Source organism: Mucilaginibacter paludis DSM 18603 (assembly GCF_000166195.2).
Taxonomy (GTDB): Bacteria; Bacteroidota; Bacteroidia; order Sphingobacteriales; family Sphingobacteriaceae; genus Mucilaginibacter; species Mucilaginibacter paludis.
The window spans coordinates 6,276,785-6,303,165 of sequence record NZ_CM001403.1; the positions used below are offsets into that span (position 1 = coordinate 6,276,785).

Annotated in this window: 28 protein-coding genes; 22 read left to right on the forward strand and 6 right to left on the reverse strand. The window is 40.6% G+C overall.

The features are described 5' to 3' along the window. Positions 1 to 23: 23 nt before the first annotated feature. The 4 genes from MUCPA_RS26295 to MUCPA_RS26310 are packed head-to-tail and all read right to left on the reverse strand — an operon-like array spanning position 24 to position 2,346. The gene (locus tag MUCPA_RS26295) at positions 24 to 428 is read right to left on the reverse strand and encodes a type II toxin-antitoxin system VapC family toxin (RefSeq protein WP_008510555.1); all 405 of its coding nucleotides are present in this window, start codon (positions 426 to 428) and stop codon (positions 24 to 26) included. Further along, a complete protein-coding gene (locus tag MUCPA_RS26300; RefSeq protein WP_008510556.1) occupies positions 425 to 670 on the reverse strand; it encodes a hypothetical protein in 246 nt (81 codons plus the stop codon). Before MUCPA_RS26300 ends, MUCPA_RS26295 begins: the two co-directional genes overlap by 4 nt. A gap of 35 nt (positions 671 to 705) precedes the next feature. Next, on the reverse strand, positions 706 to 2,037 hold the full coding sequence (locus tag MUCPA_RS26305) for a dihydroorotase (protein WP_008510558.1): 1,332 nt from the start codon (positions 2,035 to 2,037) through the stop codon (positions 706 to 708). Between the two features lie 60 nt (positions 2,038 to 2,097). After that, positions 2,098 to 2,346, reverse strand: coding sequence for a hypothetical protein (locus MUCPA_RS26310; protein WP_008510560.1), 249 nt, complete (start codon positions 2,344 to 2,346; stop codon positions 2,098 to 2,100). A 100-nt stretch (positions 2,347 to 2,446) separates the two neighbouring features. Here MUCPA_RS26310 and MUCPA_RS26315 point away from each other — a divergent pair, with 100 nt between their 5' ends. The 8 genes from MUCPA_RS26315 (at position 2,447) to MUCPA_RS26355 (ending at position 12,054) form a co-directional block, all read left to right on the forward strand. Beyond that, positions 2,447 to 3,799, forward strand: a complete 1,353-nt coding sequence (locus MUCPA_RS26315; protein WP_008510562.1) for a DEAD/DEAH box helicase — start codon at positions 2,447 to 2,449, stop codon at positions 3,797 to 3,799. An 8-nt stretch (positions 3,800 to 3,807) separates the two neighbouring features. Further along, on the forward strand, positions 3,808 to 4,074 hold the full coding sequence (locus MUCPA_RS26320; RefSeq protein WP_008510564.1) for a hypothetical protein: 267 nt from the start codon (positions 3,808 to 3,810) through the stop codon (positions 4,072 to 4,074). 16 nt (positions 4,075 to 4,090) lie between these two features. After that, positions 4,091 to 4,420 (forward strand): gliding motility protein GldC, encoded by a 330-nt coding sequence (gene gldC, locus MUCPA_RS26325; RefSeq protein WP_008510565.1) that lies wholly within the window; start codon positions 4,091 to 4,093, stop codon positions 4,418 to 4,420. A 9-nt stretch (positions 4,421 to 4,429) separates the two neighbouring features. Continuing rightward, positions 4,430 to 4,855: a hypothetical protein gene (locus tag MUCPA_RS26330; RefSeq protein WP_008510567.1), complete on the forward strand. Its 426-nt coding sequence runs from the start codon at positions 4,430 to 4,432 to the stop codon at positions 4,853 to 4,855. A 334-nt stretch (positions 4,856 to 5,189) separates the two neighbouring features. Continuing rightward, positions 5,190 to 8,663 (forward strand): response regulator, encoded by a 3,474-nt coding sequence (locus MUCPA_RS26340; RefSeq protein WP_008510568.1) that lies wholly within the window; start codon positions 5,190 to 5,192, stop codon positions 8,661 to 8,663. Positions 8,664 to 8,666: 3 nt separating this feature from the next. Further along, positions 8,667 to 9,491 (forward strand): CheR family methyltransferase, encoded by an 825-nt coding sequence (locus MUCPA_RS26345; protein WP_008510569.1) that lies wholly within the window; start codon positions 8,667 to 8,669, stop codon positions 9,489 to 9,491. Beyond that, positions 9,484 to 10,104 (forward strand): chemotaxis protein CheB, encoded by a 621-nt coding sequence (locus MUCPA_RS26350; RefSeq protein ID WP_050982162.1) that lies wholly within the window; start codon positions 9,484 to 9,486, stop codon positions 10,102 to 10,104. Before MUCPA_RS26345 ends, MUCPA_RS26350 begins: the two co-directional genes overlap by 8 nt. 3 nt (positions 10,105 to 10,107) lie before the next feature. Further along, on the forward strand, positions 10,108 to 12,054 hold the full coding sequence (locus tag MUCPA_RS26355; RefSeq protein ID WP_008510573.1) for a hybrid sensor histidine kinase/response regulator: 1,947 nt from the start codon (positions 10,108 to 10,110) through the stop codon (positions 12,052 to 12,054). 331 nt (positions 12,055 to 12,385) lie between these two features. On the opposite strand, the gene MUCPA_RS38380 is transcribed toward MUCPA_RS26355, so the two are convergent. After that, positions 12,386 to 12,598, reverse strand: a complete 213-nt coding sequence (locus MUCPA_RS38380) for a hypothetical protein (RefSeq protein ID WP_008510574.1) — start codon at positions 12,596 to 12,598, stop codon at positions 12,386 to 12,388. Between the two features lie 129 nt (positions 12,599 to 12,727). On the opposite strand from MUCPA_RS38380, the gene MUCPA_RS26360 reads away from it, so the two are divergent. From MUCPA_RS26360 to ccsA (MUCPA_RS26390), 7 genes are all read left to right on the forward strand, one after another. Next, positions 12,728 to 13,411 carry a heme exporter protein CcmB gene (locus MUCPA_RS26360; protein ID WP_008510575.1) on the forward strand — a complete coding sequence of 228 codons (684 nt, stop codon included), beginning with the start codon at positions 12,728 to 12,730 and terminating at the stop codon, positions 13,409 to 13,411. A 71-nt stretch (positions 13,412 to 13,482) separates the two neighbouring features. Further along, the gene (locus tag MUCPA_RS26365; protein WP_008510576.1) at positions 13,483 to 14,667 is read left to right on the forward strand and encodes a carboxypeptidase-like regulatory domain-containing protein; all 1,185 of its coding nucleotides are present in this window, start codon (positions 13,483 to 13,485) and stop codon (positions 14,665 to 14,667) included. Between the two features lie 196 nt (positions 14,668 to 14,863). Next, complete coding sequence (gene ccsA, locus MUCPA_RS26370; protein ID WP_008510578.1) at positions 14,864 to 15,532, forward strand: cytochrome c biogenesis protein CcsA; 669 nt, start codon at positions 14,864 to 14,866, stop codon at positions 15,530 to 15,532. A gap of 4 nt (positions 15,533 to 15,536) precedes the next feature. After that, positions 15,537 to 15,752 (forward strand): CcmD family protein, encoded by a 216-nt coding sequence (locus tag MUCPA_RS26375; protein ID WP_008510580.1) that lies wholly within the window; start codon positions 15,537 to 15,539, stop codon positions 15,750 to 15,752. A gap of 211 nt (positions 15,753 to 15,963) precedes the next feature. Continuing rightward, complete coding sequence (locus MUCPA_RS26380) at positions 15,964 to 17,400, forward strand: Glu/Leu/Phe/Val family dehydrogenase (protein WP_008510581.1); 1,437 nt, start codon at positions 15,964 to 15,966, stop codon at positions 17,398 to 17,400. Positions 17,401 to 17,813: 413 nt separating this feature from the next. Beyond that, positions 17,814 to 18,224 carry a cytochrome c maturation protein CcmE domain-containing protein gene (locus MUCPA_RS26385; RefSeq protein WP_008510582.1) on the forward strand — a complete coding sequence of 137 codons (411 nt, stop codon included), beginning with the start codon at positions 17,814 to 17,816 and terminating at the stop codon, positions 18,222 to 18,224. A gap of 5 nt (positions 18,225 to 18,229) precedes the next feature. Beyond that, a complete protein-coding gene (ccsA, locus tag MUCPA_RS26390; protein ID WP_008510584.1) occupies positions 18,230 to 20,686 on the forward strand; it encodes a cytochrome c biogenesis protein CcsA in 2,457 nt (818 codons plus the stop codon). 394 nt (positions 20,687 to 21,080) lie between these two features. Here the strand turns inward: ccsA (MUCPA_RS26390) and porN are convergent, their stop codons facing one another. After that, positions 21,081 to 22,472, reverse strand: a complete 1,392-nt coding sequence (gene porN / locus MUCPA_RS36425; protein ID WP_008510586.1) for a type IX secretion system ring subunit PorN/GldN — start codon at positions 22,470 to 22,472, stop codon at positions 21,081 to 21,083. A gap of 220 nt (positions 22,473 to 22,692) precedes the next feature. Here porN and MUCPA_RS26400 point away from each other — a divergent pair, with 220 nt between their 5' ends. The 7 genes from MUCPA_RS26400 (at position 22,693) to MUCPA_RS26430 (ending at position 26,334) form a co-directional block, all read left to right on the forward strand. Next, a complete protein-coding gene (locus MUCPA_RS26400; RefSeq protein WP_008510587.1) occupies positions 22,693 to 22,935 on the forward strand; it encodes a hypothetical protein in 243 nt (80 codons plus the stop codon). A 259-nt stretch (positions 22,936 to 23,194) separates the two neighbouring features. Further along, complete coding sequence (locus MUCPA_RS26405) at positions 23,195 to 23,437, forward strand: hypothetical protein (protein WP_008510589.1); 243 nt, start codon at positions 23,195 to 23,197, stop codon at positions 23,435 to 23,437. A gap of 110 nt (positions 23,438 to 23,547) precedes the next feature. Next, the gene (locus tag MUCPA_RS26410) at positions 23,548 to 24,318 is read left to right on the forward strand and encodes a Rossmann-like and DUF2520 domain-containing protein (RefSeq protein WP_008510590.1); all 771 of its coding nucleotides are present in this window, start codon (positions 23,548 to 23,550) and stop codon (positions 24,316 to 24,318) included. Between the two features lie 32 nt (positions 24,319 to 24,350). After that, the gene (locus MUCPA_RS26415) at positions 24,351 to 24,683 is read left to right on the forward strand and encodes a 2Fe-2S iron-sulfur cluster-binding protein (protein WP_008510592.1); all 333 of its coding nucleotides are present in this window, start codon (positions 24,351 to 24,353) and stop codon (positions 24,681 to 24,683) included. Positions 24,684 to 24,703: 20 nt separating this feature from the next. Next, entirely contained in the window at positions 24,704 to 24,946 is a 243-nt protein-coding gene (gene iscX, locus MUCPA_RS26420; RefSeq protein WP_008510595.1) for a Fe-S cluster assembly protein IscX, read from the forward strand. 116 nt (positions 24,947 to 25,062) lie between these two features. After that, positions 25,063 to 25,575: a KdsC family phosphatase gene (locus MUCPA_RS26425; RefSeq protein ID WP_008510597.1), complete on the forward strand. Its 513-nt coding sequence runs from the start codon at positions 25,063 to 25,065 to the stop codon at positions 25,573 to 25,575. 186 nt (positions 25,576 to 25,761) lie between these two features. Beyond that, a complete protein-coding gene (locus MUCPA_RS26430) occupies positions 25,762 to 26,334 on the forward strand; it encodes a Maf family protein (protein ID WP_008510598.1) in 573 nt (190 codons plus the stop codon). The last annotated feature ends 47 nt before the right edge of the window (positions 26,335 to 26,381 follow it).

The following is a 26,381-nucleotide window of genomic DNA, read 5'->3' on the forward strand; positions in this document are numbered from 1 at the left end:
TTTAAGCATAATTAATTGGACGTTTATATCGTCCAATCTTCTAAAGTGATATTGGCGATTCTGTTAAAATGATTTAAGTTATTAGTAACCATAATCATATCGTTAAATATGGCAGTTGTGCCTATTAATAAATCGAAATCGTCTATAGGCTTACCTTCTTTTTTCAACCGCGCTTTTTCCTTAGCATAAATATCGAGGCAATTGTATATAGGTAGGATGTTGAATTTCTTTATCAACGCGGTAACGATTTCCCTGTTTTGCTCCCGTCTATCATCGCTGCTGTTTTCAACTCCATATTTTAATTCAGCAACGGTAATCTCCGAAATAAAACAATTTTCCTCACCGGCCTCAACTATCTTGTTTTGAATATCGAACCGGCCTTTAAGAAAGAAAATGCAAATGTTGCTATCTAAAAGATACCTTTTCACAAATTTTCAATGTTGCGATTGAATAATCGTGATTGACGAATTTCGGCAATCAATTCTTCCGCCGATTGGTCAGATTGATAAGCGCCGAAAAGGTTTTTTAACGATGGCTCATCTTCGTGAGAAGTTGATTTTAGAGATTCTGACAATTTAGTTATGAGGTCGAGTTTATTATCAGAGCTTAAATTTCTCAATAGCTCCATATATCCATCAATCAGTTTAGTATTGAAATCAAGTGTCTGCATAACCAAATTTACAAAATAATTTAATATATCAGGGACTACAACTCAAACGTCAACCTCTTCCCCATAAGCTCATCGTTCAACTTTCCATTAGCCCAAACCAAATTACCCGATACAAAAGTATGTGTCACCGCTGAGCGGAAAACCTGTCCTTCAAACGGACTCCAGCCGCATTTGTATAAGATGTTTTGTTTGCTTACAGTCCATGGCGAGTTTAAATTAACCAATACCAGGTCTGCCCAGTAACCTTCGCGGATAAAGCCGCGTTTCTCAACATTAAAGCAGATGGCCGGGTTGTGCGCCATTTTTTCAACTACCTGCTCTAAACTTAGTTTGCCTTGGTGGTGCATTTCAAGCACTGCCGGTAAGGCATGTTGTACTAAGGGGCCGCCTGATGGCGCTTCCAGGTAGGGTTTTGCCTTTTCTTCTATCGTATGTGGGGCATGGTCGGTTGCTATAATGTCAATACGGCCATCCAATAGGGCTGCTAAAATACCATCCCTGTCGGCAGCAGTTTTAACGGCGGGGTTCCACTTAATCAGGTTACCTTTGGTTTCGTAATCAGCATCGCTAAACCATAGGTGATGTACGCAGGCTTCGGCTGTTATCTTTTTATCTTTTAGGGGGATGGTGTTATCAAATAAGTGAGTTTCTTTTTCGGTAGAGATATGCAGGATATGCAAGCGGGTGTTATGCTGTTTAGCCAGTGCTACAGCCATAGATGATGACAGGTAGCATGCTTCGGCACTTCTGATCTTGGGATGCAGCCTTACCGGAATGTTTTCTCCCAATAATTGCTTAAAATGATTTAGGTTGCTCTTAATGGTAGCCTCGTCCTCGCAATGGGTGGCAATCAGCATGGGCGATTGTGCGAATAGTTTTTCGAGTGTTTGTGGGTTATCAACCAGCATATTTCCTGTAGACGAACCCATAAATACCTTAATGCCGCAAACATTGGCTGCGTCGGTGCGCAAAACCTCGTCGAGGTTATCATTGGATGCCCCCATAAAAAACGAATAGTTGGCCAGTGAGGTTTGCGCGGCTATGTTATATTTATCGGTGAGTAACTCCTGGGTCAAGGTATTCGGCACAGTATTGGGCATCTCCATAAAAGAAGTAATGCCCCCCGCCACAGCTGCCCGTGATTCGGAATAAATGTTCCCTTTATAAGTTAGTCCCGGCTCACGGAAATGTACCTGGTCGTCAATACAACCCGGTAACAAGTGTAAGCCTTCGGCGTTGATCTCGGTATCCGCCTGAGCGCTGATAGACGGTGCAATTTGATCTATCAAACCGTCCTTAATCAATATATCGGCTACATATTGGCTGCCTTCGTTAACTATGGTGGCTTGTTTAATGAGGATGGTCATAAGTGTAGATGTGAGTATTGAGATATGAGATTTGAGACAAATATAGTAACCACGCTTAAATTAGGCAGGGTAAACCTGTTTTGTTCTCCATTTATTAAAATGGTTTCTGTTCTCTTTGAAAAGTTTATATTGATCATCCCTCATTACCGGGCCCCGTAACAAAAACTCACGAAAACTATCTACGGGTTTAGATTCATTATCGGTTGAAGGAGAGGAGAGTTCGGCTTGTAATAGCGACTTTTTATCAGCAGGTAATTGCCGGATAGCATCTAAAAGCTGATCAAATTCTATTTCTACCTTTAATTCCATATCGCAATATACAACACATTAAAGCTAAGCAATTGAAGCGTATTAATCAAGTACTTTTAAAACCCTCAGCCATTCACATCAAAAACCTTACCTTTGCCGCATGTCCGTAACTTTCGAAGATTTTAACTTTAACCGGCAAATATTGAATGCCATTGCCGATGCCGGTTATACCGAAGCTACGCCCGTGCAGCAAAAAGCCATTCCCCCTATCATGAACGGTCAGGATGTGATGGGCATAGCTCAAACAGGTACGGGTAAAACTGCCGCTTACATGCTGCCCATTATTATGAGGCTTAAATACGCCCAGGGTAGCGATGCCCGTGCCATTGTGATAGCGCCAACACGGGAGCTGGCCCTGCAGATTGAAGAGAATGCCAAAGAGTTTGCCAAATATACCGATCTGCGTATCGTATCGCTTTACGGTGGCCTTGGCCCCAAAACTCAAAAAGAACTGATGGATAAAGGGGTGGATATTATTGTTGCCACCCCGGGCCGCTTTATGGATGTTTACCTTACCGGGCACATGGTAACCAAAAAGCTGGAAGTACTGGTTTTGGATGAGGCTGATAAAATGATGGATATGGGCTTTATGCCCCAGATTAACCGCATACTTGAAGTTGTTCCGCGGAAACGGCAAAACCTGCTGTTCTCGGCAACTATGTCTGATAAAATTCAGGAGCTTTCGTCTAACTTCCTCGAGTTTCCAACCGTAGTTGAGGTTACGCCCCAGGCTACACCCGCGCAAACAGTAAACCAGGTGTTGTATCATGTACCTAACATGAAAACCAAGATCAACCTGCTGAAGAAGCTGCTCGATGCGCCCGATGATATCAAAAAACTCATTATATTTTGCAAAACACGTGTTGCCGCCGAGGATGTTTATAAGTTTTTGCTCCGTAAATTCGGCGAGAAGGAGGTAAGGGTACTACATGCCAACAAGGGCCAAAACACCCGCATCAACGCCATTAATGCCTTTAAAAACGACGAAGTTAAAATATTGGTGGCTACTGATGTGGCATCGCGCGGTATTGATGTGAGCGATGTGAGCCATGTAATTAACTTTGATGTGCCTGTAGTGTATGAAGACTACGTTCACCGGATAGGCCGTACCGGCCGTGCCTTTCAATCGGGCGAAGCCATTACTTTTTGCAATCCTGCCGAAGAATATTACATTAGGAAGATTGAAAAATTGATCAGGCAACAAATTCCTGTTGTACTTTTGCCGCCGGATGTTTTTGTGGATGAAACGCCTTATGAGGAGCGCCAGGATCAGAATAAAGAAATAGATTTGCAAAAGCGTAAGGATGATCCTGATTTTAAGGGAGCCTTCCACGAAAAGAAAACGGTTAACCAGCGGAAAAAGTTTGATGCCGCCAAAGGTAAAACAGCACATAACAACAGGCCCGGTAAAAAAGCGGCCGCGCAACGGTCAAACAAGCAACGGAAACACTAATTCAATCAATGAAGGTTAAAATTACGCCCCTTAATATCGCTACGGCATTCCTTTTATTTCTGGCGGTATACATTGGTATTTACGGTATCAAAATAAACAACAGCAAAACCCTCAATTTTAGCGGTACTATTTGCGCGGTATTTGTATTGTTTGCCTTTGTGGTGTTTGTGATCGATATGATGCTGCGCAACTTTTTTCCGGATACAAAAAAACTATGGATCATTGAATGCTGCTTTATTGTGCTTACCGCGGTAATCTATCTACTTGTTAAATAATACGCTAATTAAATAAATGAAAAAGGCTGAAATTAAATTTACTATCGAGCTTGACGACAACAATGTTCCCGAAAATATCTTATGGGAATCAACCGACTCCCAAAATAAGGAAGCACTGCCCGTAAAATCAATTATGCTGGCTTTATGGGATCATAACTACAAAAACACGCTGCGTATCGACTTGTGGACTAAAGACATGCCCGTGGATGAGATGAAACGTTTTTTTTACGAAACCCTGCAAACCATGGGCGACAGCTTTTTGCGCGCCACCGGCGAGAAAAATATTGTGGAAGACCTGCGCGATTATTGCGCCCACTTTGCTGATAAAATGGAGATCACTAAATAAATTAAACATATGCGCATCAGTTCGTTTGTTTCTTTTTTGGGCTTTATATTACTTATTGCAGGTACGTTTAGCCCTTTATTGCGTCCGTTCGGCTTATTCAGCTGGGATGTTTACGCTCTAAATAAACCTTACGGCATCGTTATTTTAATAGTAGCCATTATAGGTATACTGGGTACGCTTTTGCAGCAACACCCGGTTACTAAGGTTACGGCTTATGTATCGCTGGTATTGGTGGTATTGTTGTATGTTGCCGCCGTTTGTAAGGTAAATACAAGCTTTAGCTTTATCCCCTTTAAAGGTATTTCTGCAGGTTTAACACATCTCATTAAGTTTAAATGGGGATGGTTGGTTTTGTTTGCAGGTGCTATAACTGCTCTGGCAGGTGTACTAAGCAATAGGCCGCCAGTTGTGGTTACACCGCAGATTAACGTTTAGTAAGGTTTTCGCAGTCAAACCCATTGGGCTTATAAAACTATGAGGTGCATTATTTGCACCTCATAAGCAAGTATTGGTATTATACCATTGATGGTGATGAGTCTGCCTTACCTATAAATTGGATATGGCAGGTTGATGGCCGAATAATTACTTATCGCCAAAACAAAAAGCTATCGCTGCAGGCTAACCTCTTTATTTATATTTTCAATAAACTCCCCTTACTGATGGTACAAGGGCTATAATTGTTTTCTGCCCAACTGCATCCCGGTTTTTTTCGTACCTTCTTCGTAAATTGTTTTTTTAAGGCTATTTTTATCAGCATAAATTATCTTAAATGTTAAAATTTTCTTTCCGTCAGCAAGTATTAGCCGGGTTTGTTGTGTCCATTGTGCTCGTTTTTGTAGTCGCCATTTTATCGTACAACAGCATCAGGCAATTAGAAGACGATACCAAATGGGTTGACCATACACAAAAGGTTATTAAAAATTCAACCAATTTGCTTCAGTATTTGGTTGATGCCGAAACGGGTATGCGGGGTTTTGGTGCAACTGGCGATAAGCGTTTTTTAGACCCTTATAATGCTGCTATTCCTAAAATAACCGATAAGCTTGACTCACTTAAAAATTTAACAGTTGATAACCCAACCCAGGTAGGCAGGATAGATTCGTTGAATAAATTGGTTAGTACGCAGTTAAATATCCTGAAGGAAAATATACTTACCCGAGAAAGCAAAGGTTTGGACTATATGGTTCAGAACAGCATGTTTTTGCGCGGTAAAAGTAACATGGACAGCATCCGTTATTTAAAGGACCGGATCAATGGCGAGGAGGGGCGTTTACTTGTAGTGCGCAAAGCAAGCTCGGAAGCTCAGTCTACCGCGGCCATCTTCATCATTGCCTCCGGCTCGTTAATTTTCCTCATTATTATATTGGTGCTTTTCTTTTATATCCAAAAAACGTTTGCCAAGCAAAAGAAGATAGAGGCCGATATTTTAAAAACCAATGACCAACTGGAGAATGTTTTAGAAGAGAACGAAAATAAAAATTGGTTATTAACCGGTACCGGCGCATTGAGCGATATAGTGCAGGGCGAGCAAAGTGAACAGCAACTGGCCGAAAAAGTGATTAAGGCTGCCTGCGAATATACTGGGGCGCAGGCAGGTACGTTTTACTTATTTAATGAAGCTGATAATTGGCTGGAGTTTAAGGCCGCCTATGCTTTCCACGATTTTAACGCCATAAAAAAACAAATCAAGTTAAACGAAGGCTGGGTAGGGCAGGCAGTAACAGATGGTAAAACACAGCTCATTAAGGGTAGGGTAAATCTTAAGCTTGAGTTGCAATCATCATTGCTTGAACAGGAAATTACCGAAACTTTTATAGTTCCTTTCTTTTTTGATAAAAAATTAAAAGGTGTTTTCGAAATAGCCTTTCAAAATGGCTTGTCTTCGCGTAATGAGGGTTATTTAAAAGCCATAGCGGATATAGTAGGGGTATCTATCAATACAGCTCAGTCTCGTACCATTATGCACGATCTGTTTGAGGAGGTGCAACAACAGGCCGAAGAACTGGAAGCGCAGCAAGAGGAAATGCGTGTAACCAACGAGGAGCTGATGAAAAAAACAGAAATGTTGCAGGCATCAGAAGAAGAATTGCGTGTACAGCAGGAAGAGTTACGCACTACGAATGCCGAACTTGAAGAAAAAGCCAGTTTACTGGAAGAAAAAAACCAGGCTATTGAGGAAGCACGCAGATCTATCAGTCAAAAGATGCGTGAACTGGAAACTACAGGTAAATATAAATCGGAATTTTTGGCTAATATGAGCCATGAGTTGCGCACGCCATTAAACAGTATTTTGGTACTGGCACGCATACTGAAAGATAACAAGGCCCAGACCCTTACCGAAGATCAGATTAAATATTCTACCGTGATATTTAACGCCGGAAATGATTTACTTACGCTGATCAATGATATCCTTGATTTGTCTAAAATTGAATCGGGCAAATTGGAGATATTGAACGAAAAGGTTAAAGTAAGTGAAATACTGAAAGATGTAGAATCACTTTTTGCCGAAGTAGCTAAAAATAAAAATATAACGTTTACAACGCAGCAAAATAATAACGTACCCGAGTATATATTGACAGACATGGTACGCTCGCAACAGGTAATTAAAAACCTGTTATCAAATGCTTTTAAGTTTACATCCGAGAACGGAAGCGTATCTGTGATAGCGAATCTTGATGAAACCGGTAAAAATCTGGCTCTCTCCATTAAAGATTCTGGAATAGGTATTCCTTACGACAAACAGAAATTGATATTTGAGGCTTTCCAGCAGGCAGATGGCTCTACCAGCCGTAAGTATGGTGGCACCGGATTGGGCTTATCCATCAGCCGCGAGCTAACTCATTTGTTAGGTGGTGCTATTAAACTAAAAAGCAAGCCCGGCGAAGGCAGCGAGTTTACTTTGCTGTTGCCGCTGGAAGGTGTACTGGCCACCCCGATTGACGATGCCGACAATGTGCCTACCTTAAAATCATGGATAGCCGAAGACGGTAATGCCTCGCCGTTTAAACTGGAACAGCCGCTAAAGCTGGATACCTTGAGAAAGGGACGCACCGAACCGTTGGTGGTAATTGTGGAAGATGATAAAAACTTTGCCGCCATATTACAGGATTACGCCAAAGAACATGGTTATCAATCCATTTTAGTACACGATGGAGACCAAGCGGTAGAAACTGTTCAAAACAATCATCCCGATGCCGTTATATTAGATATTATGTTGCCGGGCAAGGATGGCTGGCAGATATTAAAAGAACTTAAAAATGACCCGGAAACAGCTGGTATACCGGTCCACCTGATGTCGGCCGGCGATGCCGCCGTTAACCGTGTTCGCAAAGAAGGGGCCATTAGTTTCCTAAAAAAACCTATCAATACCGAAGTGCTGGATAAATTGTTTAAGGATATGGCTGCTAAAACCGGCAATACCTTTAAGCAGATTTTGCTGATTGAAGACCATAAAATGCAGAGCCACGCCCTGCGTGAGTTGATGGAGAAACAAGGCATAACCGTTGACCAGGCTTTTGATGGTGAAAGTGCCTTCCGGATGCTGACCGAGAGCGAATACCAATGCGTGATACTGGATATCAACCTGCCGGATATATCTGGTTTGGATCTGCTTGATAAAATTAAAGAAGTGGAGCGTTTTGCCGAGTTGCCTGTTATTGTAAATACGGCTATGGAGCTCGACAAAACATCTGTAAGCAGGTTAATGCAGTACGCCAATGCTATGGTGGTTAAGAATAACAAATCCTCTGAAAGGTTGATTGACGAGGTGAATTTGTTTTTAAACAAAATTAACAGCATGGCTGGTAAAGCTTATCCTGCAAATGCGGAGCCGACGAAGGCGAAATCGTACTCGGGCGATAAAAATGCATTGAAAAATAAGAAGATATTGATTGTTGACGATGACATGCGTAATATTTTTGCCTTGAGCAGCGCCTTGCAGACTTATGATATGCAGGTTGAAATTGCCAACGATGGCGAAGAATCGTTAACCAAGCTGGAAGAGACAGCAGGTATCGATATGGTATTGATGGATATTATGATGCCTAAAATGGATGGTTACGATGCTATGCGCCATATACGTAAACAACAAAAATGGGCCAAACTACCTATTATTGCGTTAACTGCAAAAGCAATGAAAGAGGATAGGGACAAATGCATTGAAGCAGGAGCGAATGATTATATTACCAAGCCTGTTGATGTGGACAGGTTGCTGGCATTGATGCAGATTTGGCTGGAGCAATAAGGGATGAATATACAAGATGATATTTCTTTATCCGAATTGGATGAATTGATCCATTTGATAAAGCAGGTTCATGGGTTTGATTTTACGCATTATACCAAGGCCTCTTTAAAGCGCAGGGTGCTGCGTATAATCCAGCTTAAAAAAATTCCTTTTTGGGAGCTTAAAAACATGTTGGTTAATACGCCTTCGTTTTTCCAGGAGTTTTTGGACGAGATCACGGTTAACGTTACCGAGATGTTTCGCGATCCAACTTTTTACAAAGCGCTAAATAACCAGGTTTTACCTTACCTGGCCACTTTTCAGCATATTAAAGTATGGAGCGCGGGTTGCTCATCCGGCGAAGAGGCGTATTCCCTTGCCATATTAATGAAGGAGGCCGGCTTAAAAGAGAAATGTTTTATATACGGTACCGATATCAATGCCGAGATGCTAAGCCAGGCAAAAAAAGGTATTTATAGTTTACGGAGCATTAAAAGTTATGCCGAAAATTACAAGCAGGCGGCTATGCCAGGCACTTTAACAGATCATTTTACCATTATGTATGATGCCGCCACCATTCACAGCGAACTGAAAAAGAACACTTTGTTTTCGGTACATAACCTGATATCTGATCATGTATTTAACGAGTTCCAGATGATTTGCTGCCGGAATGTTTTTATTTACTTTGATTCAGCACTACAGGATAAAATTTTGGAGATATTTTACAATAGCCTTTGTAACCTGGGCTTTTTATGCCTGGGTTCAAAAGAAACTATTCGGTCGGAGTACTACAGAAAACGGTTAAAGGTTGTAAATTCGCGCGAAAATATTTACCAAAAAGTTGGATAACAATGTCTTAAAGCTTGTGGCGAATCGCCTGCATACAGCAGATATAGTTCTGTTAAGTGGTTCGGCAGGCGCGTTCGATCCAATTTTCCGTATTGTTAAATCGCTTCCCGAAACTTATGCCAAGGCGGTGATTGTAGTTATACACCGGGGGAAAAATAATTTTAGTGATATCGAAAATCTATTTGGCGATAATTGCCGTATATTGGTGAGTGAAATTTCGGATAAGGATAAAATAGCGGGTGGCCAGGTTTATATAGCTCCTGCAAACTATCATACACTGTTTGAAAAGGATGAGGCTTTTGCCTTGGATGTATCAGAACATGTGTGGTATTCAAAACCCTCAATTGATGTTACTTTTGAAAGTGCCGCTGATGTTTTTGGAAACAGATGTGCGGCAATATTATTTTCGGGGGCTAACCAGGACGGGGCCAGGGGGTTATTAAAATTACGCAAAAAAGGGGCTCTTACAATTGTACAGCGCCCTGATGACGCCGAAATGGCTATTATGCCAAAGGCGGCGATAGATATTAATGCAGGCGAGTTTGTTTTAACATTTAATCAGATACTACAATCCATGAGAGACAGTTACGCTATAACAACTCAAAATTCTTAAAATATGGCGCCAATCAATATACTTATTGTTGACGATAAAGAAGAAAATATCATTGCTCTGGAGGCTTTAATAGAGCGCAGTGATATCAGGCTGCTATCTACAACTTCGCCAAATGAGGCACTTAAAATTGCATGGGAAAATCAGATATCCATTGCTCTTGTGGATGTGCAAATGCCAGAAATGGATGGTTTTGAGTTTGCCAGTATGCTGAAGTCTAATCCGCGTACCAAGGATATCCTGATTATTTTTGTTACCGCTATATCCAAAGAATCAAAGTACGCCGTTAAGGGGTTTACAGCCGGTGCGGTTGATTACTTGTATAAACCACTTGATCCTTATATCACATCAGCCAAGGTTGATTCTTTTATCCAGTTGTCGCGTAGCCAGATGGAGATCAAAAAGAAAAACGAAGAGCTTGAAAACTACGCACTGGTGATTAGAAACTCGGCCGATATTATTTGTAGTGTGGATGCGCAGAATTTAAGGATATTAACTATAAATCCGGCGGTTGAGAAAATTTTAAATCACCGGCCTGATGAATTAAAAGGCAAAAGTATCCTGAGCCTTGCCTTTGAGGATGAGCAACTCAACTTTAAAAGGAAAATTGACGAAATAATTAAGGAAAACCTGTTTTTTTCTGTTTTTGAATGTCGGTTTGAAACCTTTGATAAACGCCAAACATGGGTAGAGTGCCGGGCGTCGTACCGCAACAAAATCATATTCTTAAACATCAGCGATATTTCGCCGATTAAAAGCTATATGGAAGAGCTCATTAAATCGAAGGAATTAGCAGAATATGGCAAAAAAGTAAAGGAAACGTTTTTGGCTAATATGAGCCATGAGTTGCGCACTCCGGTTAATGGCATTTTGGGCATAACCGCTTTACTTAAAAATACGCAGCTTGATAGCCAGCAAAAGAATATGATCGATTTGCTCGGTTCATCTTCACAATCATTATTGGGTGTGATTAACGATGTACTGGATATTTCAAAAATTGAAGCCGGAAAATTTAATATTATACGCAAGCAAGGCAATATCCACCATATTGTAAGATCAGTTTACGATTTGCTGAAATTTAAAACCGACGAAAAGGATGTAGAGTTGTTGCTCGATATTGCCCCGAACGTGCCCTCAAATGTTATGGTCGATTCTCTCAGGATTAACCAGATCATGATGAACCTTTTAAGCAACGCCATTAAATTTACAGATAGGGGATATGTTAAATTAACCGTAAGTGTGGTACAGCAGGATGTCGACAGAGTAAAGCTTAAATTTAGTGTGGAGGATACCGGCATTGGTATATCATCCGAAAATTTAAATAAAATATTCGATTCGTTTGAACAGGCAGAGGATGATACCAGCAATAAATATGGAGGTACCGGTTTAGGATTAGCTATTGTAAAAAAACTGGTGGAGTTAAAAGGGGGCGAGTTAACGGTTAGCAGCCAAATTGGTAAAGGAAGTATATTTAATTTTACCAATTGGTTTGCGTTAGCCACAGAAGAAGTGGCGGAGAAAGTACCCGAGAAGCCCAAACTTAACGATTTGCCTTCGTTTGTTGATTTACGGGTATTAGTAGTTGAAGATAATGTGGTCAATCAATATCTGTTATCCAAGATGTTGAAGGACTGGAAAATTGCCATTGAAGTTGTAGATAACGGAAGGAAAGCCATAGAGATTTTTAAGGAAATGGATTTTAGCCTGATACTAATGGATACTCATATGCCAGAAATGAATGGTTACGAAACAGCCAAAACAATCCGCATGGATTTTGATGAGCCGAAACGTAGCGTGCCTATTATTTCATTGTCGGCTGCTTCATTTGATCATGAACAGCAGCAGGCAATATCCGCAGGCATGAACGATGTGTTAGCGAAGCCCTTCCAGGCGAAGGAATTGCATCAGAAAATTCAAAAATTACTAAAGGTTGAGCTGGTAGAGCGGAGTTAACAAAGAAGCCTGGTTTGTGTATGGGGTCGCCGTTTTTGCCTCGTGTTCAGGTACTATGATTTGCCTACAAGCTGTCATAGCCCTTTAAATACCATTAATGCCAATAACGTGCTGGCATCATACTGCCGCAATCCATAAGCTGTTTTTTTAGTTCGCTAAGGCAACCACATTAATAGCCAGCTGTTTTTCATCTGCTACAATAATTGCGTATAGCTAATGGTTTGCCGCAACCTATATGTTTGAGCCGAACCCAAACAGCTTGTTGAAAAGTCAGTTTCGCGTTTTTTATCTGGAAGTCGAATAGTAGTAGGAGAAAATATTTTAGCGTGTTTTATGAAGCGTTAGGCAATAGTTCGCGTAGCTGTTCTTCAATTTCGAGATCTATTTTAGACTTTAGGATAGAACCACATTTAGAGCACCTGATTTCTTCAATCAATGTTTTTTCAAGTGTTAAATAAGTTATAGCCGTAGTTTGATATCTATAAATAGAATTAGAGCAATCTCTGTTAAAGCAATAACTTGCTACATGATCAGTGGCTTTCATAGCTTAATGGTTTTATGTAGATGGTTAAACAACAATTATACCATTGTTAAATTAATGCGGCTTTGATTTTTAATATATTACAAATCGGCATCATGGGCTCAACATGGTATATCGTATATTTGCCCCCGGATGGATTTAATTAAACAAACACAAGAACTTTTAAAAAAAGAAATTTTATTGGAGTGGCGCTCAAAATACGCTTTCAATGGTGTGCTGTTGTACGTTATTTCAACCGTATTTGTGTGTTATATGGCTTTTAACCTCAATCCTGGTTTTAGTGGATCCCAAGGTTATTCATTGGTATGGAATATTTTATTCTGGATCATTATTCTGTTTGCCTCGGTAAATGCTATCGCAAAGAGTTTTTTGCAAGAGAGCAAAGGCCGTTTATTATACTATTATACTATAGCAGGGCCGCAGGCAATCATCCTGTCCAAAATAATTTACAATATATTATTGATGGCTTTATTAAGTACATTGGCTTTAATAATATACAGTGTGTTTTTTAAAAACCCTGCAACCGATAATGTATATTATTTTTTGATGGTACTGCTGGGCAGCATTAGTTTTTCAACGGTATTCACCATGATATCAGCCATAGCCTCAAAAGCCGGAAATAACGGTACCTTAATGGCCATATTAAGCTTTCCGGTAATTATACCCGTTATTTTGTTGCTCATCCGGACGAGCAAGCGAGCCATGGATGGCTTAGACCGCAGTTTAAGCTACCAGGACATGGGGGTACTGTTAGCTATCAACATTATTGTAATTGCAGCATCGTTGTTATTATTTCCTTTTTTGTGGCGCGATTGATACAATAAAATGCTATTTAATTTGTTACAGATGCAATTATCTCTAATTGATTTTTACTGTTAATTTTATAAATGCGATTTTTACTTTATTTGCTTATAGGAATGATATTCCCGGCCGCAGTTATGGGCCAGAACGGAACAATCATAGGTAAGGTTAGCAGCGCCGATATACAGATTCCGTTAGGCAATGCCAGTGTTTTTTTAAGTAACGCAACTTTTGGCACAGCCACCGCTGCCGATGGTACGTTCAAGCTTCAAAATGTTAAACCGGGCCAGTATGAGTTGGTGGTTACCTATGTTGGTTACGATACCTATTACCAAACCATTATGGTTACCGGAACCACCTTGCAGTTGAACATCGAGATGCATCTTAAAAATAATGCGATGGAGGAGGTGTCTATCGTATCGCATAAATTCTCTAAAGAAAATTTCGACAAGTTTTGTAAAGCTTTTGTAGGCGAATCGCCAAACGCCAAACTGTGTAAGGTAATTAACCCCAAAGGGATAGATTTGGTATACCATAAATTTGAAAAGGTATTGGAGGGGCACTCCGATGACTTTTTAATTATTGATAACAAGGCCCTGGGATACCGCGTGAGATACCTCATCAACGAATTTAAAAGCGACGAGGTGAATTATATGATATCGTATGAGGGTAAAGTGCTTTATGAAGAATTGAAAGGCAGTAAGGCGCAGTTAGCCCGCTGGCGCAAAAAACGTGAGGAAGTGTATTATGGCTCAAGTATGCACTTTATGCGGTCGTTAATTCATGGCGATATGGATCAGCAGGGCTTTGTGATCAGGCAACTTGTGCGTAAGCCCAACCCCGAACGGCCGCCCCAAATTGTGATTCAGCAAAAGCTGGATAAATTTTACGCTCAGCAAAATCGCGACTCGGTTGAGCATTGGCAGGCATTATCGCATTTGCGCAGATATAATGAAACACTGATACGCCAACCGATGAAGATCGAAGATATTTTGAGGCGCACCGAGCAGCCTGGTATATTTGCCATTACCTTCCCTGATTATCTGTATGTTGTGTATACCAAAAAACGCGACGAGGACCATTTTAACGATGTATACCGCCCGCTCGAAATGGAAAACTTTGCTACCAGTGTTATCACGCTGTATAAACCTTATGCATTATTTGATCTTAATGGTGTAGTGATCTCTCCACACGCCACCCTCTACGAAGGTACCTGGTCTAAAGATAGGGTGGCTGAGCAATTGCCCGTTGATTACGTTCCCGGACCGTAGGATGAATTAGATTAAGATCTGTCAGACAAGGCAACATACAGCTCTTCGTTTTTTTTCTATGTATGCATTTTGGATTAAAGGTGGCCGGCTTTATAATTCATCTTCAATATTACCCTGGGCTTATGTTCCATCAAATATCATTTTCCCCTGCTCCATTTTGTACGATTGTGCTACCTTTGCCCATTATATCAAAATCATGAAATTTATTTATCAAACGTGGTGGAAGGTGATAGCCGTTATTTTAGTGCTGTCTACATTTGTTACCGGTTTACTGTTTAATGTGCCAAGGCTGCCGATAATTCATGAAACAATAAGGAATTTATACTTCCACGTACCGATGTGGATGGGGATGCTCACGGTTTTTAGCATATCTGTTTTTTACAGCGTAAAATATTTAGCATCCGGAAAGGAAGAGTATGACCTGGCCAGTGTTGAATGTGTAAACACCGGTTTGTTATTTTACACTTTGGGCTTACTAACGGGCATGTTATGGGCCAAATATACCTGGGGCGAATTTTGGAGCGGAGACCCCAAGCAGAACAGCGCGGCTATTGCGTTTTTATTGTATTGTGCGTACCTGGTTCTGCGTAATTCTATTGATGAGGAGCAAAAGCGGGCCAAGATATCCGCAGTATATAACATTTTTGCTTTCCCGATCATGATCGTTTTGATTTTCATACTACCGAGAATGACAGATTCGTTGCATCCGGGAAGCGGCGGTAACCCCGCATTTGGGAAATACGACCTTGATAACGGCATGAAAATCGCCTTTTATCCTGCATTGTTAGGCTGGAGTTTTTTGGCTCTGTGGATAGCAACCATACGCTATCGTATCCGTTTAATTGAATATAAAAAGAACCTATAGATTGATGAAGAAGTTTTTATTTTTAATACTATCGTTATTAACTACAGCCACTGTTTTCGCCCAGGATAACAAAGGTGTGGAAATGGCTGATGCTATGCGTAGTTCCGGTAAAATATATGTCGTAATTTCTGTTATCTGCATTATATTTATAGGGCTGGCAGTTTACCTTTTTTCAATCGACAGAAGGTTGAAAAAGATCGAAAAGAACGATCTCGGGTAATTTGATTGTCTTTTTTAGCATTGCCGAAAAATAAGACACTCTTCGGGATCGGTTCAAAAAATATTCCTATGTTGTTTAAACATTGATTTGTTTGCTGTGTTAAGCGTGTAGTGGTTACACTAACTAAGTTTTCATTTGCACAATTCATATAAATTGCTGCACCTTTGTCAACTTTTTAAAGGAACCAGTTATTTATTCAACCCTCTAATTTATGTCTAATAGTAAGATAGTTGCTAATCAGGCCGATCATTTTTTTGGCGATGTATGCGAAAATTTTGATCACGCAGCGCAATTCACCAAACACGATGCCGGCTTGCTTGATCAGATTAAATCATGTAACAGCGTTTATCGTTTTCGCTTTCCAATCCGTAAAGGTAATGGCTTTGAAGTAATTGATGCATGGCGCGTAGAGCACTCACATCACCAATCACCTACCAAAGGTGGTATCCGCTACAGCGAAATGGTTAACGAAGATGAGGTAATGGCTTTGGCCGCCCTCATGACTTACAAATGCGCTATTGTTAACGTCCCTTTTGGCGGTGCTAAGGGCGGTATCAAAATCAATCCGAAAAATTACACTGTTGGCGAACTTGAAAATATCACCCGCCGCTATACAGTGGAGTTAATTAAAAAGAATTTTATTGGCCCCAGTATTGATGTGCCCGCGCCCGACTACGGTTCGGGAGAGCGCGAGATGAGTTGGATAGCCGATACCTATGCCACGATGAACCCGGGGCAGTTGGATGCGCTGGGTGCCGTTACAGGTAAGCCTATTGCGCTGCATGGCATTGCCGGCCGCCGCGAAGCTACAGGCCGCGGTGTAGCCATTGCTATCCGCGAGTGTGTTAGTGTTGCCGAGGATATGCAGAAATTGGGTTTAACCACCGGTATATCAGGTAAGCGTGTTATTGTACAGGGGCTTGGTAACGTTGGTTATCATTCGGCTAAATTTTTATCTGAGTTTGGTGCTATTATAGTTGGCCTGTGCGAATACGAAGGAGCCATTTACAACGAAGCCGGGCTGGATATTGAAGCCGTATTTTTACACCGTAAAGAAACAGGATCAATTTTAGGCTACCCGGGAGCCAAAAAGGAATTCAGAAATTCGCTGGAGGGCCTGGAGCAACCTTGCGATATCCTGGTTCCGGCAGCTTTAGAAAACCAGATCACGGGAGAGAACGTTAAAAATATCAAGGCTAAAATTATAGCCGAAGGCGCTAACGGGCCAACTACCCCTGGCGCAGAAACGATGTTTTATCAAAACGGCGGCATCATTATCCCGGATATGTACGCCAATGCAGGCGGTGTAACGGTATCATACTTCGAATGGTTAAAAAACCTATCGCATGTGGCGTTTGGCAGAATGAACCGCCGGTTTGAAGAAAATTCGAATTTAAACCTGGTTAACATGGTAGAAGGAATAACCGGTATAGCGTTGTCTCCGTTGCAACGGTCAAGCATTATTAAGGGAGCATCCGAGCTGGAATTGGTCAATTCGGGGCTGGAAGATACCATGATCCGATCATACCACGAGATCCGCGAAACATTTAAAGGTAATCCTAAAATAGAAACGCAACGGATAGCCGCTTTTGTGGGCGCTATTAATAAAATTGCGGTATCGTACCAAAATCTGGGTGTTTGGCCGTAAATTGAATTTCGGACGCCGGTATTTTATTTCAAAATTTTAATGGATATTGAAGAGCCATTGCGTGCATTGCAATGGCTCTTTTTGCTTGTATTAGGTCGTTGTGTTTTCGGTAAATTTTATTGCGCGAATAATGGACAGTGGCTATTGTAACACCATCTGCACCGCAGATGAATACCGTATGGCCTGCTCGTTTATGTCTATTTATCGTTGACTGGCCGATGGTGGTTATTTAGAATATTTCTAAATAGAATATAAACTTTGCAAAAAACGTTATTCCCTTGATGTTTTGTATTTTTGCAGTCCGAAGTTCAATAACAGGAATAATTTAACGAAACCTTGATGAGTTACTGCCTGAAGTTTAATTACGGCAGGCGCTTAACAGGTTAGTTACCAGTAAATGATAAATTAAGCTGATGAAAAAAGGTTCAATATTTGGAATGGTTGTAATAGCAGTTGCAATAGCTGTTATTATAGGTACTTATTCAAGTTCAAGTACTTATGGTACATTTAAAGAGGCTGCCGATACTAAAAGCGAGTTGCACGTGGTTGGGCATCTTGATAAGCAAAAAGCATTATTTTATGATCCGGTAAAGGATGCCAACTATTTTTCGTTTTATATGAAGGATAGTAAAGGGCAGGAGTGCAAGGTGGTATTTACCGGTACTAAGCCACAGGATTTTGAACGTTCGGAGCAAATCGTACTAACCGGACAAATGAACGGTGATGAGTTTCATGCATCAAAAATTTTAATGAAATGCCCATCCAAATACACGCAGGATAAGGTTGAGGTTACGGAATTTAAGGCTAAACAAGCCGCTATTTAATATTAATGGATATAGCTTTTAAAGGTGAACACCTTGCACCCGGCCATCTGGGTCAGTTTTTTATCATACTTGCGTTCGGCTCTGCGCTGTTTTCAACCATCAGCTATTATTTTGCTACCGTAAACCAAAACCAGCTCGACAGGCGCTGGCATAACATGGGGCGTATTGGTTTTATAGCCAATTCCGTTTCGGTAGTGGGCATTGGGGCTTGCTTGTTTTACATTATCTACAATAATTTTTTTGAGTACCATTATGCCTGGGCGCATTCCTCACGCACGTTACCCGTATATTATATCATATCGAGTTATTGGGAAGGGCAGGAGGGAAGTTTCTGGTTATGGGGTTTTTGGCAGGCTGTGTTAGGTAATGTGCTTTTATGGAAAGCTAAATCCTGGGAAAACCCAGTGATGACGGTGGTTGGCTTATCGCAAACCCTACTGTCGTCTATGCTAATCGGCGTGGAGCTGTTTGGTACCCGTGTAGGCAGCTCTCCTTTTATATTGCTTCGCGAAGCCATTCAAGCACCCATTTTTAGCCGGCCAGATTATTTAGGGTACATTAAAGATGGTAACGGCCTAAACCCCTTGCTCCAAAACTATTGGATGGTAATTCACCCACCTACTTTGTTTTTGGGCTTTGCATCTATGATCATTCCTTTTGCTTATGCTATTGCAGGATTATGGACCAAACGCTATAAAGAGTGGGTACAACCAGCTATAACCTATTCACTTTTCTCGGTAATGGTATTAGGTACCGGGATCATCATGGGTTCTTTCTGGGCTTACGAATCGCTTAATTTTAACGGTTTCTGGGCCTGGGATCCTGTAGAAAATGCCTCCGTTATCCCATGGCTTACCTTGATAGGGGCAGTACACGTGCTGATTGTTTATAAAAACACGGGCCAGGCCTATTTTACGTCGCTCTTTTTAGTACTCATTAGTTTTGTTTTGGTGCTCTATGCTTCTTTTTTAACGCGCAGCGGTATTTTAGGCGAAACATCTGTACACGCTTTTACCGATTTGGGGATGTTTTGGCATTTAGTGGTAGACGTGCTGATATTTTTAGCATTGGCCGCTACGTTGGTTGCTATGCGTTGGAAAGAACTGCCTATCAGTAAAAAGGATGAAGAAACCTACTCCCGCGAATTCTGGATGTTTGTTGGATCGGTATTTTTGGGCCTTTCGTGCTTCCACTTGGTAGTAGTAACGTCTATACCGGTATGGAACGCCATGTTTGGTACCAAGCTTGCCCCACCCATAGAGCCTATCAGGTTTTATAACGTTTTCCAGGCCGGTTTTGCATTTGTAATTACTTTGCTGGCAGGTTTCAGCCAGTTTTTAAAATATAAAAAAACCGATACTACTCGCTTTTTTATCACCAGCATTACCTATTTTGTTTTTGCAATACTGATTACGGCGCTTATTGTGTATGTAACCGGTATTTACCATACTAACTGGATATTTATGCTGGTTACCCTGGGTGCCGTTTACTCGGTAATGGCTAATGCTAAAATACTGGCAGAGGTATTTAAGGGAAAAATTAAACTGGCCGGTTCGGCAGTGGCGCATATCGGTTTCGGCTTGTTAATCATCGGGGCAGTTATTGCCGCCGGTACAAGTAAGGTGGTGTCCATCAATAAAAGTGGCATGGTTGAGGTGGCTGGGTTTGATAAGGTTGCAGATGTTAGGGAAAATATCATGCTCTATAAAAATGAGCCGGTTACCATGGGTAAATATACAGTAACCTATGTAGGCGATTCTATAGCTATGCCAAACCACTATTTCAAGGTAAATTATAAACAATTTGATGCCAGCGGTAAGGTAACTGAGGATTTTATTTTAAAACCTAACGCCCAGGCCAACGAAAAAATGGGCCTCGTGGCTACACCCGATACCAAGCATTACTTATTTCATGATTTATATACGCACGTAACAGCCGCGCCTATTAAAGATGATTTGCACCAATCGGCAGGAGGCGCCGCGCACGACGAAACCAACGACGATAAAAATTATGACCCGCCTATAATTAACGAAGTTGCCATAGGCGACACTATTCGGTACCGTGATGGTATCATTGTTTTGAAGCAACTTAATGCAGGCGCGCAAGTACAAAATATTCCTTTAGGTAAAAATGATGTATCGGTAGGAGCAAGCCTTGAAGTAACAACCCACGGCAAAACTTACAAGAGCGAACCTGTATATATGATTAAAGGTGGCAGCGGTTTTGACTTTGCCCGAAAGGTGGATGATGCGGGGTTGAAACTCCGCCTAAGTAAAATATTGCCTAAAATTAACAAGGTTGAGATTACCGTTTACCAGCAGCCCGAAAGCAAAAAGGCGTATATTGTAATGAAAGCTATTGAATTTCCATATATCAACTTCTTTTGGAGCGGTACTATCATCATGGTTATTGGTTTTCTGCTATCCATATTCAGAAGGAACAAGGAATTAAAAACAGTATAGCGCAACAGGTACCACACTGGCAAATATAACCGGTGGTAGATCCAACAAAACGAGGCCACAATTATGATTATTGTGGCCTCGTTTTGTATCCGCAAACTTTTTAAATTGCACCTGGTTAAACCAGGGCAGAAGAGAGGCCCTCCAGGTGATAAGGTCAGGTTTAATACAGTGTGGAATAATACTTGAGCTCTGTTATTATTGCCAATGGCAGCCGTTGTTCAACAAAAAACCGGCTTGATTATTCTTCATTGAGTTTTTATTAAAACCGATTTTGGCCAAAGTGTTTTTTATATAGTCAGGCTATTGTTTAATACTGCGTTAAATTAAAATGAGCCTTTCATTTTAGGGCTCATATACCAGCGGGAAGTATCAATAGATAAAATGCTGTTAACCCCTAATTGCCAGGAGCCGGTTTAACCTCTACCTTTTTTGTTGTTTTGGTTTTGGTGGACTTGCTGTCTGTTTCTGAAACGAGGCTTTGCTGTAGCATGGTATAATCCCACGATCCCTTTTTAAATTTATTAATTTTTTTCTCTATCCTGTTAGCCTCATTTTGCTGATCGGCCACCTCAGTCTTGTAATCTTTTATTCTTAAGCCTTCAGGGTTTGATTCCTTCACTATGGTGCTGTAAAAACGGCGCTGTAAAAAAACATCATCCATGGTATCACCTATTTTTTTAGTCGGGTCGATATCAATAGTAACCAACAGGTTGCGTAAATCCTTAAATTTAAGCCAGCAAAGTGGCTGCACGCTCAGCACTTCGCCACTACTTAAGGTAAGTTTTACTAAAGGCGCTACGCCGATGATGCGGGTGATTGTTCTGGATCTGGTTTTGTCATAATATACATCTTCTTTGATGCGGTATCCACAAATTTTTTCGGGCGTAAAGGGGTTGGCCACCTGCTTACTGCCTATTTTATTACCATCTTTATCAAATTCATCTACTAAGGCCGTGTCGGATAAGCCTACCATCATCTCATCATAAGAAAGCGGAATTGTAAACGCGTCACCAGTTGGATTGACTGTGGTTACAACAGCGGGACTGTAAGCCTTAATTTCCCTTTTTTTAATTGCCGCCAATAATGCGTTAATTAATTCGGTATGATGTGATGCGAAAGACTTGTTTTTAGGATCCTGTAAATCGATGTCGCGCCAGTAACGATGGAAAAATTTGATACTCAGGTGAGCGGGGTCAACCAAAGGGAATGGTTTTGCTTTAGCGTAAGAAATTGCCCTGTGTTTTGATACAGCCATAGAATCTTTTATCGTAGTATCGATATGTATTTTATTGCTGATAAATCTGGCTAAGTCCTTTTCCGACATTTTAAATATATCGTTTTTTTTAGCTTCTTTCTTCTTCAATTTTTCAAGCTTTGCCGCTTCTTTTTGAGCTTCCTTTTCTCTTTTTAGTTTTGCTTTTGGGGATAATACGGTTGTATCATTTTTTAAAGCCGTTTTAGATGTATCAGCGCCTGCTTGATTTCCAGATGCTAAGTCAGCGCCCGTTCGGGCTTTTGGACGAGATTTTGATGACGCTTTTACAGCCGCAATACTATCTGCTTTATGTTTCTTTGCCGCAAGCTTCAGTGCTTTTGCGACAGATTTTTTATCTTCTGGCTTTTCGGAAGTTTTAGGAGTAATAGTGGTATCAATTTTAGCATCATAGACAACATTTTTTGAAGGTGCTGCGTACAAGGTATTGGATTTTGTTGTGAGGCAATGTGCTAATAAATAAAAGGTGTTTGTTAATAACAGAAATAAAATTAGTACAAGTTTTTTTTTCATTGTTGTTTTATCGGTTACCAGTCACATTAAATTACATGTCATTTAACAAACTTGATAAGAGTTACTAATTAATAGGGCTTTGCTAAATATTAATTATTATAATTGATTAAAAAGTCAAAAGATTTTTAATTTGTTACAATAACTGATACTCGAGTTTAAATATATAAAAAAATACTCAATTGTTATCAGCGAAATAAATTTCAGTTTTATTAAGTGTAGGATGATGCATGCAGAACAAAAAAATCAATTTGTAAAGATACAGGATACCTTAATCCGGATATCTAAAATAGATTCGGTAAAAACCAGGCACATAGTTAAGGCCAATAACTTCGGCAATATTTCTGATGAGTCGTTGCCGGAGTTGATTATCAGTGCAGGTACTGATAAGTATGTATTTATGTTTGAAGATAAAGCCAGCCAGCAACAAGCATTTACGGAACTGGAAATGATAATAATGGGGTAATGTGCTGTTCTTATCTAAAGATAGTTTCAGGTTATAATTAAATAATGTTGCTATAGTTAATTTATTTAATTGGGTTAGCGCCTGTTTTTATAGTTTTATTTTTATTGAAAAATCAGCAGGTTTTAGGCAAACAAAGTCTTGATAATCTGGTTGTTCGTTGGGCGTTCGTCTATAAATTTAGTGGACTTAAATTTTTGCGTAATGTGTAAAAAAAATTAAGTTCTCGTATATTTATAGCACCCTAATTTAATTTAAAAGAATGAAAAATGCCTTACCTTTTTTACTATTGTCTCTATCGGCATGCACCGCAACTAAAAGTACTCTTGATAGCAGCAATCAGGCCATTAAATCACATGCTCAGCCGGTTAAAATATTTGGAATTGGAAGCTATAGTTCTAAATCTATAGTGTTGACACTTGTTGATGCTGAAAACAAATACTTTACCGTTGAGGTGCCTAAGATTCCATCTTTAAAGGTAGGCGATGTATATCCTGGATTTTGATAAGGTACAGATGATGCTTATCTGATTTTTAAAAGATGTACCTTCGCTTAGTTTGGCTTAAAATACCCGGTTGATATGTTGGGGTACAGCAGGCTTCTATATATTAAGATATGCGTGTTTCTATAATCGGGTCGGGCAATGTAGCTACCCACCTTTCCGCGGCATTGAAAAACGCCGGTCATCACATTATTCAGGTTTATAGTCTTAATCAGCAAAATGCGGGTTTGCTGGCTTACCATGTAAAAGCCGAAGCCATAAGCCACATAGCCCAAATTAATGCCGATACCGATATGTTTATCATAGCCGCAAAAGACGATGCTATTGAAAGTATAGCCAAACAATTGGCCTCTTATCAAAAATTGATTGTACATACATCCGGAGCAACGGCTATGGACGTTATTTTAAAGTATAATCTACAGGCTGGCATTTTATACCCTTTGCAAACTTTCAGCAAAACCAGGGAGCTTGATTTTAAGCAAGTGCCGCTTTGTATAGAGGGCAGTACCGAGGATATAACCATCCGGTTGGAGCAATTGGCGCATACCATCAGCAAACATGTTTCGAGGGTAAACTCATCCGAGCGAAAAATATTACATCTTGCAGCCGTTTTCGCCTGTAACTTCTCCAATCATCTGTATGCCATAGCACAGGTGCTATTGGTGGAAAATGGCCTCGATTTTAACCTGCTAAAACCCCTGATTTTAGAAACCGCGCAAAAAGTGATGGAGAGTAGCCCGGTTAAAGTACAAACAGGGCCGGCTATTCGTAACGATAAAAAAACAATGAAGGCACACCTCGGATTGTTAGATCGGCACCCACCTTTACAACAACTTTACGAGGTATTAAGTCAAAGTATTATCAAAATGGGGAATGGTGGTTAGTCCGATAAGTTATTTTATTACTTTTGCACTTAATGAACGTTTTTAATATAAAAATAAACTTCGAGGAAAAGGATCACGAAACCCTTGAACTACCTATTGCCGAAGGAGAATCGGTATTAGATGTTTGCCTTGAAAACGGAATAGAATTGCAGCATAACTGCGGTGGGGTATGTGGTTGCAGTACATGCCATATCTATATAAACCGCGGAATGGATAACATCCAGGAAATATCAGATAAAGAAGAGGATTTTATTGATCGTGCGGTAAACCCACGCATTACTTCAAGGCTTGGCTGTCAATGTATCATGATTGATGGTGATATTGAAGTTACCATACCCGATCAATCCCAGTTTATGGGTCACTAAACCAAACCATTTAAAAATACATGAACGATAATAAATTTGAGCTGCCTATACATTGGAGTGACCACGAAGATATTGCCATGGGGCTTTACGAGAAATTCGGCGATGATTTTGACGAATCAAAAATATACAGGATCCGTTTTACCGACCTGTTAGAATGGATACTTACCTTACCCAACTTTGTTGGCACCCGCGAGGAAAGTACCGAAGGACACCTGGAGCAAATACAGTCGGCCTGGGTTTACGAGTGGAGAGATAATCAATAAGTAATTTCGGTTTTAGGTTTGTGGTCTGACTATGGCGTATTGGCTGTGAAATTTATCCTTCAGGCCTGCGCTAATCAGCGGTGTAATCAAAAAAAATCGGTGTAATCAGCAAAAGTATGCTTGATAAACTCAAAGACATTACCACATTTATTTTCGACGTTGACGGCGTATTAACCGACGGATCGGTTTTTGTTACTGAGGCTGGTGAGCAATGCCGTACTTTTAATACCAAAGATGGTTATGCTTTGCAACTGGCAGTTAAATGTATGTACCGTGTTTGCGTGATTAGCGGGGGCAAATCCGAAGGGGTGAGGCACCGCTTAAACGGTTTGGGTATCTATGATGTTTTTTTAGGGGCACATATCAAACTTGATCTCTACAAAGATTACATCGCCCAAAATTATATCGACCCGACTAATGTTTTATACATGGGTGACGATATTCCGGATATTGACATCATGAAGGCCATCGGTTTGCCTACCTGCCCGGCAGATGCGGCCGAAGAGGTAAAAGCAGTTGCAAAATATATATCGCCCGCGTTGGGTGGTCGCGGCTGCGTACGTGATGTGATTGAAAAGGTTTTAAAGATACAAGGCAAGTGGATGAGCGAGAACGCTACATCTTTGTGACTGGTTATTAAGTTATACTTCTTATAAACCCAATGCCTGTAAATCAATAGCTCAATACGAGTGACAGACATAACTCTGTAAGGCCTGTAGCCCAATAATCAATAACCCAGTAACCTAATAACCACTAACCCAATAACCAGTGACTCAATAACCAGTAACTCAATAACCCAATAACAAATAACCATCATGAACAGCACTATTCCTTCCGTTATACTGGCATCTAAATCTCCGCGCAGGCAGGAGCTTTTAACTTTGATGAATATCAACTTCAGGGTAGTGCTTAAGGATGTGGATGAATCATATCCCGAAGGGCTTACGCCTCAGGAAATTGCCTTATACATCGCCGAAAAAAAGTGCAGGGCCTTTGATGAGTTGATTGAAGATGAGGTTGTAGTTACTGCCGACACCATTGTGAGTATTGATAACCAGATATTAGGGAAACCTGAAACCCCCGAACATGCGGTAGCCATGTTGCAAACCTTGTCTGGCCGCAAACACCAGGTAATTACCGGCGTGTGTATACTGTACAAGCAGCAGTATAACTTGTTTTATGATGTATCTGATGTGCTTTTCCGGGTGATGAGCGACGAGGAAATCAATTTTTATGTAGACCGATATCAGCCCATGGATAAAGCAGGTGCCTATGGCATACAGGAATGGATTGGCTTAACCGGCATCGTTAAAATTGATGGCTCTTATACCAACGTGGTTGGCTTGCCTACCGAAAAGTTATACCAGGCTTTGGTAAAGTTGAAATAATCAAGGGAAAAATTTATAAACATCCTTCGGGATGATAAGGGAAGGAT